This is a genomic window from Actinomadura craniellae (assembly GCF_003289645.1).
Lineage (GTDB): Bacteria > Actinomycetota > Actinomycetes > Streptosporangiales > Streptosporangiaceae > Actinomadura_D > Actinomadura_D craniellae.
The window spans coordinates 25585-41540 of sequence record NZ_QLYX01000003.1; the positions used below are offsets into that span (position 1 = coordinate 25585).

Here is a 15956-nt window from a genome sequence, read left to right on the forward strand (position 1 = left end):
AGCGGTTCACACTCGCAGCCTATGCGTTCGGTGCGGGCGCCCGGGCCGGACGCCCGCACCCGGTGCTCAGAGCCGCTCGACGACGTGGTCGACGCACTGGGTCAGCGCCTCGACGTCGGCCGGGTCGATGGCCGGGAACATGCCGATCCGCAACTGGTTGCGGCCGAGCTTGCGGTACGGCTCGGTGTCGACGATGCCGTTGGCCCGCAGCGTCTTCGCCACCGCCGCGGCGTCCACCGCGTCGTCGAAGTCGATCGTGCCGACCACCTGGGAGCGCTGGGCCGGGTCGGCCACGAACGGGGTGGCGAACTGCGACTTCTCGGCCCAGGCGTAGAGCCGGTGGGACGAGTCGGCGGTGCGCGCGGTGGTCCAGGCCAGGCCGCCCTGGGCGTTCATCCACTCGACCTGCTCGGCGAACATCAGCAGGGTGCCGACCGCCGGGGTGTTGTAGGTCTGGTCCTTGGCGGAGTTGTCGACGACCGTCGGCAGGCTGAAGAACTCGGGCACGTACCTGCCGGACGCGGCGATCTCGTCGATCCGGGCCAGCGCGGCCGGGGACGCCAGGGCGACCCAGAGCCCGCCGTCGGAGGCGAAGCACTTCTGCGGCGCGAAGTAGTAGACGTCGGTCTGCGCGACGTCGACCGGCAGGCCGCCGGCGCCCGACGTCGCGTCGACCAGCACCAGGGAATCGGCGCCGCCGACCCGGTTGATCGGCATGGCGACGCCGGTGGAGGTCTCGTTGTGGGTGAGCGCGTAGACGTCGACGCTGTCCTCGGCGGCCGGCAGCGGGTGGGTGCCGGGGTCGGCGGAGATCACCGACGGGTCGGCCAGCCAGGGCGCGCCCTTGGTGACCTTGGCGAACTTGCTGGAGAACTCGCCGAACACCAGGTGCTGGGACTTCTCCCGGACGAGCCCGAACGCGGCGATGTCCCAGAAGGCGGTGGTGCCGCCGTTGCTGAGCAGGACCTGGTAGCCGTCGGGCAGCGAGAACAGCTCGCCCAGTCCCTCGCGGACCCGGCGGACCAGGGACTTCACCGGCGCCTGCCGGTGGGAGGTTCCCAGGTATTTCGCGCCGGACTCGGCCAGGGCGGAAAGCTGCTCGGGACGGACCTTCGACGGGCCGCATCCGAAGCGGCCGTCGGCTGGCTTGATCTCTGCGGGGATGACGATGTCAGTCACTCGCTACAGCCTAGTCAACCCCGGGGGTGGTTCTCCCGCGGGTCACCCGGTGTCGGACCAGCCGGAACACGAGTGTGGCGGCGGCGACCGCGCAGCCCAGCGCCAGTACCGCCGGGTATGCCCACGACCGTCCCGCGCGGTGGTCCGCCAGCGCAGCCGCGGCCGAGTCGTAGGCCAGCAGCGCCAGGGCCGCCGCCATGATCCAGCCGACGGCGCGCCGGGCGAGCGCGTCGCGCCGCCGGGCCCGTGCCTGCCGGGCTTCCTCGTAGCGCCGCAACTCCTCGGCGTCTGTTTCGTCCGACACGCTCCCATGATGTCGATTGGGTGTTGTATGGACCAGATCAACTGAACGGGAGGGCGGCGTGGGCTCCAGCGGCGAGGCGCAGTCCGAGGCCAGGCTCGAAGCCCTGCTCGGGGTCTTCGAGCGGATGCGGGAGCGCCCGCCGCGCCGCACGGGTGACCGGTTGCGGCCACTGCTGGTAACGATCGGCTCGGCCCGCGACAACCGGAGCGTGACCCACCAGCTGGTCGAGCGGTGCCGAGAGGTCACCGGCCCCTGCAGCCACGTCCAGGCGGGCGACCCGCTGGAGGACGTCCCGCTGCTGCTGCGGCACATCAGCCGGGAACTGGCCGACGCCAAGCCCAGGTTCGAGCCCGCCCTGCGGTTCCCGCTGCTCAGCCTGGCGCTGTGGTTCCTGGAACTGCGCCGGATGCGGCTGCGGCAGGCGGCCGGGGAGAGCGCCGACGGCCTCGCGTCGGACTCGGCCCGCCGCAACTGGCAGCTCGCCGCCCAGCTGACCGCCGCGTCCGGCGCGAAGGCCCGGCGGGCCCTGCTGGCGGGCGGGATCCGGCGGCGCCGGCAACTGGTGCTGCCCGCGGCCGAGCCCGGCGGGCAGGGCCGGCTCGCCTCGATCCTGACCTACGTGGAGCAGCTGCTGCCCATCGGGGTGGCGCTGGTGGCACTGCTCAGCGCTACCGCGGCAAGCACCATCGACCTGGCCGCGGCCGGGCTGGCCGCCGGGTTCGGGCTGTCGTTCCTGGTCGGCGAGGTGGTGCGGCGGACCCGGGGCCGGGTCGGCTGGTGGCGGTACCGCTGGTTCCGCCACCAGTCCTGGGTGGGCGGCGCCGGGACCGACCTGCCGGGCTTCGCGCTGGACGTGTTCTTCCGCCCCGAGCGGAACTCCGACGAAGAGCTCGAACTGCTGCTGGTCAACGCCTTCCTGGAGGACCTGCGGCAGGCGTACCGGCGCGACTGGCGCCGGGCCACCTGGGCGCGGGTGCGCCATCCGGTCGTGGTCATCGACGCCCTGCCTGAGGACCACAGCGCTCGGACCTTCGTCCGGCGGGTGGAGCGCGTCCGCCGGGACACCGAGCGCTTCGACCCGCTGCTGCTCGTGGTCGGGGTGGGCTCCCAGGCGCAGGCCGCCGAACTGGCCCGCAACGTCCGGGTACCGGTCGCCACGGACGAGCCGGCCGACCTGGCGGGGGTCGCCGCCGCCTGGGACGCCTACCAGGCCGACCGGCGGCGGGTCGCGGTGTTCGGCCCGCGCCGGGTGCTCCAGGCGGACGTGTCGGCCGGCGACGGCTCGGGCACCGACCCGGTGTACCGGCCCCGGCGCGTCCCGCTGCCCGCACACCCCTTCGTGCCCTGGCTGGCGATGTCGGCGATCCTGGTCGCCTCGCTGGCGGTGATCGTCTACGAGGGTGTCCGGTTCTGCGACCCGCACTCGGTCTGGAAGGCGCCCAACGGCGAGTGCATCGGCATCACCGACGGCTCGCACGTCTTCAGCGAGCCCCGGCTGTCGGCGGTGGAGAAGTACATCGAGCAGCGCAACGACGAGGTGATCCGGTCGGGCCGGCAATACGTCACGGTGATCTACCTGGGCGCGATGACCCTGGACCCCCGCTCGCCCAGCGGGCAGGCCGACCTCCAGGCGGGCACGCACGGCGAGCTCGTCGGCCTCGCGATCGCGCAGGAGCAGCACAACCGGGCCCGGGTCGGGCCCTCGGTGCGGGTACTGCTGGCCAACGCCGGATCGCGGTTCCGGTACGCGACGCGGGTCGCCGAGGAGATCCGGGCGCGGGCGGCCGCGGACCGCTCGGTGGTGGCGGTGGTCGGGTTCGGCCAGAGCCGCCGGGAGACCTCGGCGGCCATCGAGGTGCTGACCCGGGCGGCGCTACCGATGATCGGGACCACCAACACCTACGACCAGACGGCCTGGCGCCCCGGCCAGTCCGACTACTCGCCGTACTACTTCCGGCTGGCCCCACCCAACCGGCGGCTCGCCGTGCACGCCGCGCACTGGGCCAGGACGGGCCGGACCGGCGCCCGCGCGACCAGCGCCGAGGTGTTCTACGACGCCAGCCCCGACGACCTCTACAGCCGGAACCTGGCCGAGGACTTCCGCGCCGCGTTCGGCCGGAACGCCGTGCGGATGCGGCCCTCGACCGCCCCCGCCGACGTGGCCGTCCGGGTCCGGCAGGCATGCGGGGAGCCCCGGCCCGCCGACGTCTTCTACTACGCGGGCCGCTCCGACGAGTTCGACGCGTTCATCACGGCGCTGTCGGCCACCACCTGCGGCGGCGGCCGGCGGGTGGTGCTGGGCGGCGACGAGGTCACCAAGTACGTCAGCGACAACGGAGCGGAGATCGGGCGCAACACCCGCATCCGGCTGTTCTTCACCCCGCTGGCGGCCCGCGAGGCGTTCGTGGAGAAATGGGTGGCCGACCAGCCCGCGCCGCGCTTCTACTCGGAGTTCGCGCCGATGGTCGACCGCCTGGTGGGCCGGGCGGCGCCGGCCAACACGCGGCCGTCCCTCACCCACGCCGCGCTGGCCTACGACGCCGGCCGGACGGTCATCGGCACGGTCCTCCAGCTCAGCGGCGAGCCGACCGCGCCGGCGGTGCTGGCCACGCTGATGGAGCCACCGAGCGGCCCGCCCGAGCAGGGCGCCAGCGGCGTGCTGCGCTTCCGCGGCCGGGCGAACGGCCACGACGTCGCGGACAAGCCGGTGCTGCTGGCGGCGGTGCAGCCGGACGGCCGGCTGGTGGTCGACGCCGTCTGCGGCCGGCTGATCGACGCGCAGCCGCACGAGCAGGGCTGCCCGCCCCGGCAGGGGTGAACGCGAAGGCCCCCGGCGGGCGCCGGGGGCCGGAGGGCGCGGCTCAAGCCCTGCTTGCCAGCGTCCTCGCCTCCTTGCTCGCTACGCGAACCGCTCGTCCCTCACGGTCCACTCCGCTCGCTCGGTCGGCTCAAACGCCGCGCTTGAGGACGGCGTCGGCACCGGCGACGTCGGTGAGGGGGCGGGTGCCCGGGCCGGTGTACCGGGCGCTGGGGCGGACCAGCCGGCCGGTCTTCTTCTGCTCCAGGATGTGCGCCGCCCACCCGGCCGTCCGGCCGCAGGTGAACATGGCGGGCATCATCGCCGGGGGGACCTCGGCGAAGTCGAGCATGACCGCGGCCCAGAACTCGACGTTGGTCTCGATGGGGCGGTCGGGGCGGCGCTCGCGCAGCTCGGCCAGCGCGGCGTCCTCCAGGGCCTTGGCGGCCTCGAAGCGGGGGGCGCCCAGCTCCCGGGCGGTGCGGCGGAGCACCCGGGCGCGGGGGTCCTCGGCGCGGTAGACGCGGTGGCCGAAGCCCATCAGCCGGCCGCCCTCGTCGAGGATGTCGGTCACGACCTTGCGGGCGTCGCCGATCTGCTCGACGCGCTCGATCATCGGGAGCACCCGGGCGGGGGCGCCGCCGTGCAGCGGGCCGGACATCGCGCCGATCGCGCCGGAGATGGCGGCGGCCACGTCGGCCCCGGTGGAGGCGATCACCCGGGCGGTGAAGGTGGAGGCGTTCATGCCGTGCTCGGCCGCGGACACCCAGTACGCGTCGATCGCCTTGACGTGCTGCGGGTCGGGCTCGCCACGCCAGCGGATCATGAAACGCTCGGTGATGGTCCGGCCCTCGTTGATGCGCTGCTGCGACACCATCGGCAGCCCCACCCCGCGCGCGGACTGCGCGACGAACGACAGCGCCGTCACGGAGACGCGGGCCAGGTCGGCGCGGGCCTCCTCGTCGCTGATGTCGAGCAGGGGACGCATCCCGTAGGAGGGCGCCAGGATCGGGAGCGCGCTCTGCACGTCGACGCGCACGTCACCGGAGTTGACCGGCAGCACGTGCGGCTCCGCCGGGGCCAGGCCCGGGTCGAAGCTGTCGTCGACGAGCAGTCCCCAGGCGTCGCCGAAGGAGACGCGGCCGACGAGGTCTTCGATGTCGACCCCCCGGTAACGGAGGGCCCCACCCTCCTTGTCCGGTTCCGCGATCTCGGTTTCGAAGGCGACCACGCCCTCAAGCCCGGGTTTGAAGTCGGACATGATACGTCCTGCCTTTCGTCCGCAGGGTGATAAGGCGGTGTTGTTCATTGAACCCTGTCCCCGTTACCGCTGAGTACCCAGGCCCCTGTGATACTGACAATGCCCAGGTGAGAGGCTTCGTCACTGTGCAGCGACCTACGTCCGATTCGGCCGGGTTTCGCCGATCTTACGAGGGTGCCGGTCTGTCCGAGTCGGCGCTCCCCGCCGAACCGTTCTCCCAGTTCAGCGAGTGGTTCATCGACGCCGTCGGGGCCGGCCTGCCCGAGCCGAACGCCATGGTGCTCGCGACGGCCACGCCGGACGGCGTGCCGAGCGCGCGGACCGTCCTCCTCAAGGGGCACGGGCCGGACGGCTTCCGTTTCTTCACCAACCACACCTCCCGCAAGGGACGGGACCTGGCGGCCAACCCGCGAGCGGCACTGGTCTTCCCCTGGCACCAGCTGTCCCGCCAGGTGGTGGTGAACGGCGAGGTCACGCCGCTGAGCCGGGAGGAGTCCGCCGCCTACTTCCGGTCCCGCCCGCCCGGCTCCCGGCTGGGCGCGTGGGCCAGCGAGCGCCAGTCGGCGGTGATCGCCGCACGGGACGAACTGGTGGACCAGTACGCCGCGGCGGCCGAGCGGTGGCCGGACCCGGACGGCATCCCGCTGCCGGACTTCTGGGGCGGGTTCCTCGTCGTGCCGGAGACGGTCGAGTTCTGGCAGGGCCGGCCCGACCGGCTGCACGACCGGCTGCGCTACCGCCGGGAGGGGCGTGGCTGGACGATCGAAAGGCTCTCTCCTTGACGCTCGCTCCCCCGCGCTGGCGCCGGCTGGCGATCGACCCCCGTCCGCTGGCCCACCCCGCGTTCCGGCGGCTCTGGATCGGCCAGGGGGTCTCCTTCATCGGCTTCCAGATCACCGCGGTGGCGGTGCCGGTCCAGGTCTACGACATGACCCGCTCGTCGCTGTGGGTCGGCATGCTGGGCGTGGTCAACCTGGTGCCGCTGATCGTCTTCGGGCTCTGGGGCGGCGCGGTCGCCGACCACATGGACCGCCGCCGCCTGCTGCTCGTGGCGTCGTGGGTGGCGTGGGTCTCGACGCTGCTGCTGCTCGTCCAGGCGCTGCTGGGCCTGCACAACCTCCCGCTGATCATGGCCGTGGTGGCGATCCAGGCCACCGGGTTCGCCATCTCCTCGCCGACCCGGGGCGCGATCATTCCCCGGCTGATCGAGAAGGAGCAGGTCGCCGCCGCCAACACCCTCACCTACACCGCCAGCCAGGTCGGCATCCTGGCCGGCCCGCTGCTGGCCGGGGTGGTGCTGGCCCGCTGGGACTACTCGGTGGCCTACGCGCTGGACGCCGTGCTGTTCACCGTCGGCCTGTACGCGGCGCTGCGGCTGCCGCCGGTCCCGCCGCTGGGGGGGACGACGGGCCGGCCCGGGCTGCGCTCGGTGTTCGAGGGGCTGCGCTACCTGGCCACCCAGCCCGTGCTGATGATGTCGTTCGTCGTCGACATCATCGCGATGGGCGTGGCGATGCCCCGGGCGCTCTTCCCCGAACTGGCCGAGACCCAGTACGGCGGCGGGGAGGCGGTCGGCTGGCTGTTCGCCGCCATCGCGATCGGCGGGGTGGCGGGCGGCGTGCTCTCCGGCTGGATCGGGCGGGTGCACCGGCAGGGGGTGGCGCTGGTCGGCTCGATCGTGATCTGGGGGCTGGCGGTCGCCGCCGCCGGGCTCGCGCACAGCCTGTGGCTGGCGGTGGCCCTGCTGGCGGTCGCCGGCGCGGCCGACCTGGTCTCGGCGGTGTTCCGCCAGTCGATGCTCCAGACGTACGCGCCCGACGAGATGCGCGGCCGGCTGCAGGGCGTCTTCGTGGTGGTCGTGGCGGGCGGGCCGCGGCTGGGCGACCTGCGGGCCGGGGCGACCGCCGCTGTGACGGGGGCGACCGTGTCCTGGGTGGGCGGCGGGCTGGCCTGCGCGATTCTTGTGGTGGTGGTCGCGCTGTGCGTCCCGGCGCTGCTGCGCTACGACACCCGGACGGCCGGACCCGGCAAGCCCTGAACTCCCGAACCGCCACCCGCGGGAAGAAGTATCGGCCATGATGTGTTGACGCGTACCCGGGGTCCATCAGGTATCACACCGATACGCGTGGTCGCCAGTGCCGAGCGTCCCGAGGAAGTAGACTCGGAAAGCGAGACTGGAGGGAGCTTTGACCTCACACGGCCTGATCGACACCACGGAGATGTATCTCCGCACGGTCTTCGAGCTCGAAGAGGAGGGGATCGTTCCCCTTCGTGCGCGCATCGCCGAACGGCTGTCCCAGAGCGGTCCGACGGTGAGCCAGACCGTGGCCCGGATGGAACGCGACGGGCTGCTCCGCGTCGAGGGCGACCGGCACCTGGAACTGACCGACCCCGGCCGCGACCTGGCCACCCGGGTCATGCGCAAGCACCGGCTGGCCGAGTGCCTGCTGATCCACGTGATCGGGCTGCCCTGGGAGGACGTCCACATCGAGGCGTGCCGGTGGGAGCACGTGATGTCCGAGGAGGTCGAGCGCCGGCTGGTGGCCCTGCTCGACAACCCGACGCACTGCCCGCACGGCAATCCGATTCCGGGTCTCGACGAACTCGGTGGGCACGGCGAAGATGAGGAGGCCGGCCCGCTCAGTTCCATGAGTGAGATCGCGACATCACCTGGCACTCCGGCCGTGGTCCGCCGGATCAGCGAGCAGGTGCAGAAAGACAGCGATCTGATGCTTACACTCAAGCAGGTCGGAATCCAACCGGGACGCGAGGTGACGCTCGCGCCGAGCGACGACGGTGTGCGAGTTACGTGTGACGACGAGACAGATTCCCCCGCGACGGAGCTTCCACGCCGTCTCGCGGAACACGTCTTCGTGTCGAAACGTTGACGACCTCCTCTTGGTCCCCCCGGTCTGTACCGAAGATCTCCGCACTGAGGGGTCACGTCCCCGCGTCCGGAGGGCCGGTTCGTCGTTGAATACGGGAGGGGTGTCTACGACGATCGGGCGTGGCCCGGTGCGGTGGATGGGATCGGGCGGATGAGGAACTGGGGGGAACCCGCGTTCGAGGCGAGCCTGCCGCCCGAGACGGTCCTGAACCAGATGGAGATGGCGGTCATCGTCTGCGACCGCTTCAGCAACGTCATCTACCGCAACCTGTTCGCCCAGGAACTGTTCGGCTTCGCCGCCGAAGACGACTTCGTCGGCCACTCGATCCTGTCGCTGGGCATCGCCGAGGAAGACCGCGAGCAGGCCACCGAACTGGCGCGGCACGTCCTCAAGGGCGGGGTGTGGGAGGGCACCTTCTGCAGCCAGCGCGCCGACGGCAGCATGGTCTACACCCGGGCGCACGCCGTGCCGCTGCGGCTGCCCTCCGGCTCGATCGACGGCATCGTGATCTTCTCCCGTGAGGCGCTGCGCAGCAACCAGCGCGACCAGGACCGGTACGGCCTGCTGGAGCGGATCGGTGAGCGGCTGGCCGGCTCGCTGGAGCTGGAGATCACCCTGCGGCAGATGTCCGAGACCCTGGTCCCGCAGTTCGCCGACCACTGCTTCATCGACCTGTTCAACGGCGAGCGGCTGGTCCGGCGGGTGTCCCGGCACGCCGCCGGATGGACCCCGCCGCCCGGCACCTGGGCCGACGTGGGAGAGCAGGTCTCCTACCCGCCCGACCACTTCTGCGCCAAGGCGATGGACCGCCGGGACGCCGTGCTGGTCGAGGACGTGGTGAAGCATCGCTTCTCCGCCCCCACCGAGCCCAGCCAGCGGCTCGGCGACGACATGGGCGTCACCTCGGTGATCGCGGCGCCGCTGCTGGCCCGGGGCGAGCTGCTGGGCGTGATGAGCCTGGCGCTGTCCAACCTCAGCAGGCGGCCCGACCCGCACTACGACGGCTTCGACCGCGACCTGGTCGGCGCGATCGCCAGCCGGGTGGCGCTGGCCGTCGACAACGCGATGCTGTTCGAGGAGGAGCGCGAGACCGCGCTGGCCTTCCAGAAGAACCTGCTGCCAGGCGAGCAACCCCCCCGGCTGGACGGGCTGCAGATCGCCTGGCGGTACGAGCCGGCCAAGCCGCTCGAATCGCACGGCCACGGCATACAGACCCAGGTTGGCGGCGACTGGTACGACGTCATCCCGCTGTCGGCGGGCCGGGTCGGGCTGGTGATCGGCGACGTCGAGGGGCGCGGTGCCCGGGCCGCGGCCGTGATGGGCCAGTTGCGCGCGGCGCTGCGGGCCTTCGCCCAGGACGACAAGCCGCCCGCCGACATCCTGCGCAAGCTCGACGAGTGGGTGCGCACCATGACGCGCCCCGACCCGCCACGCTACGGCGACGAGGTGCGGCGCACCCCGCTGGTGTCGTGCACCTACTTCGTCTACGACGCCTGGTCGCGGACGCTGTCCTTCGCCAACGCGGGCCACGAGCCGGCCCTGCTGATCGTCGACGGCGAGGTCTCCGACCTGGAGTACGACAGCCGGGGGGCCATGCTCGGCATCCGCGCCCCCGGGATGGGCGGCGACATCCTGTTCAACGAGGAGAGCTGCGAGCTGCGGCCCGGCGCCACGCTGGTGCTCTACACCGACGGGCTGATCGACCGGCGGCCCAAGGAGAACGGGGAGTACTACACCCGTGAGGAGTCCCGCCGGATGCTGCGGGACGCGGTGGCGGGGGCCGCCCGCGACGATGTCGAGTCGATCGCCCGCGCGGCGTACGAGGCGGTGCCCGGCGACATCGACGACGACGTCGCGATCGTGGTGATCCGCACCGCCCCGGAGGAGCTTCCGGTCGCGCAGCGCGACTTCCCGGCCGAGCCCATCATGGTCTCGGAGGCGCGCCGGCTGGCCGCCGAGACGTTCGCCTCCTGGGACGTGCACGACGAGCAGTCCGAGCTGGCCTGCCTGCTGATCTCCGAGATCGTCACCAATGTGGTGCTGCACACCGCCAGCCCCAGCCCGCGTCCTGAGCTGGTGCTGGAGGGCGTCCCGGGCGGGGCCTTCGATGACCTGGAGGAGTTCGCCGACTTCGACGACGGGCTCTGGGGGCCGGGTGCCGGGCTGGGCCGCCGCGAACCGTCGGTCAAGGAGTTCCGGCTCCGGCTGCGGCGCGGCCGCGACTCGCTGTGGGTCGAGGTGTTCGACTCCGACCTGCGGCTACCCCGCATCCGCAGCGCCGGCGAGACCGACGAGGGCGGCCGCGGCCTCTACCTGGTCGACCAGCTGGCCGCCCGGTGGGGCGCCCGCCCCACCACCGACGGCAAGGCCGTCTGGTTCGAGCTGCCCCTGCGGTGACGGGGGTTCGGCGCGCGGCGCGGCCGGTTGCGCGCTCGACCGGAGTTTCCGCGGTGACGGGCTCAGTGCACGGCCAGTTGGGCCCATGACTGGGTGAACCAGAGCTCGCCGCCGATCACCCGCGGCCGGGCGCCGGTGCGCGGGCCGCCGTCGATCTCGTCGAGCAGGGCCTGCCGGATGCCGTCGGCGGCGCGCCGGTCGCAGCCCTCGGCCAGCCAGGGGTCCAGCGGTCGTTCGATGGTGAACATGTCGAGCCGGCGCACCGTGGCCCCGGCGGCGGTGGCGAGGTCGACGAGGGCCGACAGCGACAGGACGCCCGGGTGCTCGGGGTCGCGCATCTGCTCGATCCGGCCGCGGTCGCGGGCGGTCATGTCGGGCCGGACGATCTCGGCGATGATCAGCCGGCCGCCGGGCCGGCGCACCCGGAGCATCTCCGGCAGGGTGCGGGCGGGGTCGCCCGATCGGTACAGCGCGAACCGGGCGGTGACCAGGGTGAACGTGCCGTCACGGTGGGGCGGTGTGGCGGGGCCGGACGCGGCGGTGGGCCCGGTGAACAGCACGGTCGGGGTGCGGCCCGCGGCGGCGGGCGGGGGGACGCGCGGTGCGGCGGGGGCGTCCGGGGCGCTCTTCGGTGGGGTTTCCGCGGTGGTCAGCGCGTGGACGTGCGGGGTGAGCGCCGCGGCCAGCGCTCCACCGTCGCGGGAGAGGTCGAGGCAGGTGTCGCCGGCCTCGGGCTCGATGAAGTCGATCAGCCGGTCCAGATGAGGGGTGGACTGCCCGCCGGAGTTCCGGATCTTGGTACCGGTGCCGTGGAGCATGCCTGGTCTCCCTCCTGAGAGGGATCGCTCCCCCTGCCGCCGCCGCGCGGGCCGGGCGCGCCGCCCCGATCGGCGGACCCGGCCTGTAGAACTATGAGACTCCGCAACGGGCCGGGAGGTTCGGACCTCTTCGCTATTGCAGTTCTTTTCCGAACATGGCCAGGGCGACGAGGACGAAGACCATGAAGACCGCGGTGAAGGTCGGCGTGGGGATGCGCAGTCGCTCGGTGACCTTGCGTAGCGCGACGAAGATCAGCACGGTGATGACGAGGAGCGTGATGAGCCCTTCTGACATGCGTCACCTCGATCGGGGGCGGGGCCGCTGCCGACAGCCTACGCGGGGCCCCGGGGTTCCGGCGCGCGGCGCAGCCTGTCAGTAAATACTTACCCGGTGCCGTTTCCTGATCTTTCCCGCTATACGCTCTCGGACGTGGCGAAGCAGAGTGCAGCAGAGCAGCGAGACCGCATCGACGATCTCATGATCCAGATGGCGTGGAGCCGGGTGGCCCTGGGCACGGCGTCCTTCCTGGCACCGGCCGTGACCGCGCGGCTGCTCGGCCTGGGACAGGGCGCCGACCCGGGCCGCGACCAGTTGGCCCGGATGTTCGCGGCCCGGGAGATCGTGCTGGGCGCCGGCTACCTGATCAGCAAGGAGTCCGGCCGCCGGACCTGGGCCCGGCTGGGCCTGGTGGTCGACGCGCTCGACACCGTCGCCGGGCTCAAGGGCCGGAGCTCGCTGCCCTTCCGGGCGGTGGCCGGGATCACCGGTGCGGCGGTCGGAGCCACCGCGCTGGGCACCGCGAAGGTGGCCAAAGACCTGCGTTGATCCGCCGGGTCGCCGGGTAGTAGGGCCCCGTACCGCCGGCGAGGGGACGGGGGCGCGGCGATGGCCGAGGCGAGCGAAGAGCCCGCGCTCCACGGCCGCGAGCTGTACGCGGTGCTCGGCGCGCTCATGCTGGGCATGCTGCTGGCCTCGCTGGACCAGACGATCGTCTCCACGGCGCTGCCCACCATCGTCGGCGAGCTGCGCGGCGCCGAGCACCTGGCCTGGGTGGTCACCGCCTACCTGCTCGCCTCGACGGCGGCCACCCCGCTGTGGGGCAAGCTCGGTGACCAGTACGGGCGCAAGCGCCTGTTCCAGCTCGCGATCGTGGTGTTCCTGGCGAGCTCGGCGCTGTGCGGGCTGGCCCAGAGCATGGGCCAGCTGATCGCCTTCCGGGCGGTGCAGGGCGTCGGCGGCGGCGGTCTGATCGTGCTGGCCATGGCCACCGTGGGCGATGTGGTGCCGCCCCGGGAACGGGGCCGCTACCAGGGCCTGTTCGGTGCGGTCTTCGGCGTGTCGAGCGTGCTCGGGCCGCTGCTGGGCGGGTTCTTCGTCGACCACCTGACCTGGCGCTGGGTGTTCTACATCAACCTGCCGCTGGGCGTGCTGGCCCTGTTCGTGGTGGCCGTCGCGCTACGGGCACCGCAGCCGCGCAGGTCGCACGCCATCGACTACCCGGGCGTGGCCCTGCTCGCCGCGGCGGCGGTCTGCCTGGTGCTGACGGCCACCTGGGGCGGCACCCGGTACGCCTGGGGGTCGGCGATGATCGTCGGCCTCGTCCTGGCCTCGGTGGCCCTGCTCCTCGGCTGGGCCTGGTCGGCGCGGCGCGCGGTCGAGCCGGTGCTGCCACCGCACCTGTTCGGCCGGCAGGTCTTCACGGTGTGCTCCGGGCTGGCGTTCGTGGTGGGCTTCGTGATGTTCGGGGCGCTGACCTACCTGCCGCTGTTCCTCCAGGTGGTGCACGGGATCTCGGCGACGATGTCCGGGGTGCACCTGCTGCCGATGGTGTTCGGCCTGCTCCTCACCTCGGTCACCAGCGGCCGGCTGATCGCCCGCCACGGCCGCTACAAGATGTATCCGATCGCCGGCATGGGGTTCACCGCGCTCGGCCTGTACCTGATGTCCACGATGGACGAGTCCACGTCGGACCTGGCGATGAACGCCCGCTTCCTGGTGCTGGGCCTGGGGCTGGGCATGGTCATGCAGGTGCTGATCCTGGCGGTGCAGAACGCGGTGCCCTACGAGGACCTGGGCGCGGCCACCTCCGGCGTGACGTTCTTCCGGTCGATCGGCGGCGCCTTCGGCGTGTCGGTGTTCGGCGCGGTCTTCGCGTCCCGGCTGGTCGGGAACCTGACGGCGCTGGTGCCGGGCCGGCTGGACCCGGAGCGCGTCGCGAACGACCCGGCGCTGATCCGGACGCTGCCGGAGCCGGACAGGCAGCCGTACCTGCACGCCTACAGCGACGCGATCTCGATCGTGTTCGCCTGGGCCGTCCCGGTGGCCGTGGCCGGGTTCGCGCTGGCCTGGGTGCTGCGCGAGCTGCCGCTGCGGACCACCAGCCGGTCGCAGGACCTCGGCGAGGCGGTGGGCTGCGCGCCCACCGCGCGCTCCTCGCTGGCCGAGCTGGAGGTGGCGCTGACCCGGTTGATGCGGCGCGACCTGGCGGCCCGCGAGCTGTACGAGGGGCTGGTCAGGAAGGCGGGGTTCGACCTGTCGGCAGGCAGCGCGTGGGCGCTGTGCCGGGTGGCCCGGGAACTGGTGATCCGCCGCCAGGACCTGGCCGGCGAGGCGGAGGTGCCGGTCGAGCGGGGCCGCCGGTGTGTCGACCCGCTGGTGGCGGCCGGGTACGTCGAGCGGGACGAGGTCTGGCTGACGATCACCAGTGCCGGGCTGGTGGCGGCCGACCGGCTGGCGGAGGCCCGCCGCGGCGGGCTGGCCGAGCTGCTGGCGGGCTGGGAGCCCGAGCGCCATCCCGAATTGGTGGACCTGCTGACCGGGTTGTCGCGGGCGGACGTGGGTGGTGTCCACGACCGGACAGTGCTGGGGCCGTGAGAGAGGCAGGGCGGAGACCGATGTCATATACCGTTCGGGTCGCGGAGAGGTAATCTGCTACTGACCGAATCCCGCTCGGTTTCGGGACGGAACCCCTACCCAGACTGGAGGCGTCGTGGCCGAGGCATACATCGTCGGTGCGGTCCGTACCCCTGTCGGCACCAAGAAGGGTGCCCTGAAGGACATTCACCCCGCCGACCTCGGTGCGCACGTGCTCAAGGAGCTCGTTGACCGCACCGGCGTGGACCCGTCCGCCGTCGAGGACGTGATCATGGGCTGCGTCATGCAGGTCGGCCCGCAGTCGCTGGACATCGCCCGCACCGCCTGGCTGTCGGCGGGGCTGCCGGAGAACGTCCCCGGCGTCACCATCGACCGGCAGTGCGGCTCCTCGCAGCAGGCGGTGCACTTCGCCGCCCAGGCCGTCATGTCCGGCACCCAGGACCTGGTCGTCGCGGCCGGCGTCGAGCAGATGGCCATGGTGCCCATGGGCTCCTCGGTCGCGATGGCGATGGAGAAGGGCATGCCCTTCCCGTACGGCGAGGGCTGGGGCGAGCGCTACGGCACGCAGGAGATCTCCCAGTTCCGCGGCGCGCAGCTGATGGTCGAGAAATGGGGCCTGACCCGCGAGGACCTGGAGAAGTTCTCCCTGGAGAGCCACCGCCGGGCGTCCCAGGCGATCGAGGCCGGTTACTTCGACCGCGAGATCGCCCCGATCGCCGGGCTGGCCAAGGACGAGGGCGCGCGCCCCGACACGACCCTGGAGAAGATGGCCGGCCTCAAGCCGCTGCGCGACGGCTGGGCGCTCACCGCGGCGGTCGCGTCGCAGATCTCGGTCGGCGCGTCGGCGCTGCTGATCGCCTCCGAGGCGGCCGTCAAGCAGTACAACCTGACCCCGCGGGCGCGGATCCACACCCTCGCGCTGTGCGGTTCGGACCCGGTCTACATGCTGACCGGCCCGATCCCGGCCACGGAGAAGGCGCTGGCCAAGAGCGGCCTGAAGATCGACGACATCGACGTCACCGAGATCAACGAGGCCTTCGCCCCGGTCGTCCTGGCCTGGCAGAAGGACCTCGGCGCCGACCCGGCCAAGGTCAACCCCAACGGTGGCGCGATCGCGCTGGGCCACCCGCTGGGCGCGACCGGCGGCGTCCTGATGACCAAGCTCGTCCACGAGCTGGAGCGCACCGGCGCCCGGTACGGCCTCCAGACGATGTGCGAGGGCGGCGGCCAGGCCAACGCCACCATCATCGAGCGCGTCTGAGCTGTGTTGATGCGGGCGGTCGGGGTTCTCCCGGCCGCCCGCGGGTGGTTCGGGGTGGGCGGTCGGGGCGCGGGGAGCACGTCCGGCGGTTAGACTTACGCGGTCTTTGTGCCCGAGATCGGCCCTGTGCCCGACCGCCCCGGCCCGTCGATCCGGCGAACAGCGCACCCAGCGAT

13 protein-coding genes are annotated in these 15956 nt (G+C 72.5%); 8 read left to right on the forward strand and 5 right to left on the reverse strand.

The window, feature by feature from the left end; genetic code table 11:
- Nucleotides 1-66: 66 nt before the first annotated feature.
- Both serC and DPM19_RS06810 read right to left on the reverse strand, forming a co-directional pair.
- Nucleotides 67-1179, reverse strand: coding sequence for a phosphoserine transaminase (gene serC / locus DPM19_RS06805; RefSeq protein WP_111863972.1), 1113 nt, complete (start codon nucleotides 1177-1179; stop codon nucleotides 67-69).
- A gap of 10 nt (nucleotides 1180-1189) precedes the next feature.
- Entirely contained in the window at nucleotides 1190-1483 is a 294-nt protein-coding gene (locus tag DPM19_RS06810) for a hypothetical protein (RefSeq protein WP_146778758.1), read from the reverse strand.
- Between the two features lie 58 nt (nucleotides 1484-1541).
- Between DPM19_RS06810 and DPM19_RS06815 the strand changes: the two genes are divergently transcribed.
- The gene (locus DPM19_RS06815) at nucleotides 1542-4301 is read left to right on the forward strand and encodes an ABC transporter substrate-binding protein (protein ID WP_111863974.1); all 2760 of its coding nucleotides are present in this window, start codon (nucleotides 1542-1544) and stop codon (nucleotides 4299-4301) included.
- Between the two features lie 130 nt (nucleotides 4302-4431).
- Here DPM19_RS06815 and DPM19_RS06820 read toward each other — a convergent pair whose 3' ends face one another.
- Entirely contained in the window at nucleotides 4432-5541 is a 1110-nt protein-coding gene (locus DPM19_RS06820; protein WP_111863975.1) for a citrate synthase 2, read from the reverse strand.
- 107 nt (nucleotides 5542-5648) lie between these two features.
- Here DPM19_RS06820 and pdxH point away from each other — a divergent pair, with 107 nt between their 5' ends.
- From pdxH to DPM19_RS06840, 4 genes are all read left to right on the forward strand, one after another.
- Nucleotides 5649-6323 carry a pyridoxamine 5'-phosphate oxidase gene (gene pdxH / locus DPM19_RS06825; RefSeq protein WP_233509944.1) on the forward strand — a complete coding sequence of 225 codons (675 nt, stop codon included), beginning with the start codon at nucleotides 5649-5651 and terminating at the stop codon, nucleotides 6321-6323.
- Entirely contained in the window at nucleotides 6320-7579 is a 1260-nt protein-coding gene (locus tag DPM19_RS06830) for an MFS transporter (RefSeq protein WP_233509945.1), read from the forward strand. Before pdxH ends, DPM19_RS06830 begins: the two co-directional genes overlap by 4 nt.
- A gap of 148 nt (nucleotides 7580-7727) precedes the next feature.
- Complete coding sequence (locus DPM19_RS06835; protein WP_111863977.1) at nucleotides 7728-8429, forward strand: metal-dependent transcriptional regulator; 702 nt, start codon at nucleotides 7728-7730, stop codon at nucleotides 8427-8429.
- 150 nt (nucleotides 8430-8579) lie between these two features.
- Nucleotides 8580-10826: an ATP-binding SpoIIE family protein phosphatase gene (locus DPM19_RS06840; RefSeq protein WP_111863978.1), complete on the forward strand. Its 2247-nt coding sequence runs from the start codon at nucleotides 8580-8582 to the stop codon at nucleotides 10824-10826.
- Nucleotides 10827-10888: 62 nt separating this feature from the next.
- On the opposite strand, the gene DPM19_RS06845 is transcribed toward DPM19_RS06840, so the two are convergent.
- Nucleotides 10889-11644: a class I SAM-dependent methyltransferase gene (locus DPM19_RS06845; RefSeq protein WP_111863979.1), complete on the reverse strand. Its 756-nt coding sequence runs from the start codon at nucleotides 11642-11644 to the stop codon at nucleotides 10889-10891.
- Between the two features lie 133 nt (nucleotides 11645-11777).
- Nucleotides 11778-11939 (reverse strand): hypothetical protein, encoded by a 162-nt coding sequence (locus tag DPM19_RS35160; protein WP_158566714.1) that lies wholly within the window; start codon nucleotides 11937-11939, stop codon nucleotides 11778-11780.
- 135 nt (nucleotides 11940-12074) lie between these two features.
- Here DPM19_RS35160 and DPM19_RS06850 point away from each other — a divergent pair, with 135 nt between their 5' ends.
- The 3 genes from DPM19_RS06850 to DPM19_RS06860 all read left to right on the forward strand — a co-directional run bounded on the left by DPM19_RS06850 (nucleotide 12075) and on the right by DPM19_RS06860 (nucleotide 15780).
- On the forward strand, nucleotides 12075-12470 hold the full coding sequence (locus tag DPM19_RS06850) for a hypothetical protein (RefSeq protein ID WP_233509946.1): 396 nt from the start codon (nucleotides 12075-12077) through the stop codon (nucleotides 12468-12470).
- A gap of 60 nt (nucleotides 12471-12530) precedes the next feature.
- Nucleotides 12531-14519 (forward strand): MDR family MFS transporter, encoded by a 1989-nt coding sequence (locus tag DPM19_RS06855; RefSeq protein ID WP_111863981.1) that lies wholly within the window; start codon nucleotides 12531-12533, stop codon nucleotides 14517-14519.
- 115 nt (nucleotides 14520-14634) lie between these two features.
- Nucleotides 14635-15780, forward strand: coding sequence for an acetyl-CoA C-acetyltransferase (locus DPM19_RS06860; RefSeq protein ID WP_111863982.1), 1146 nt, complete (start codon nucleotides 14635-14637; stop codon nucleotides 15778-15780).
- The last annotated feature ends 176 nt before the right edge of the window (nucleotides 15781-15956 follow it).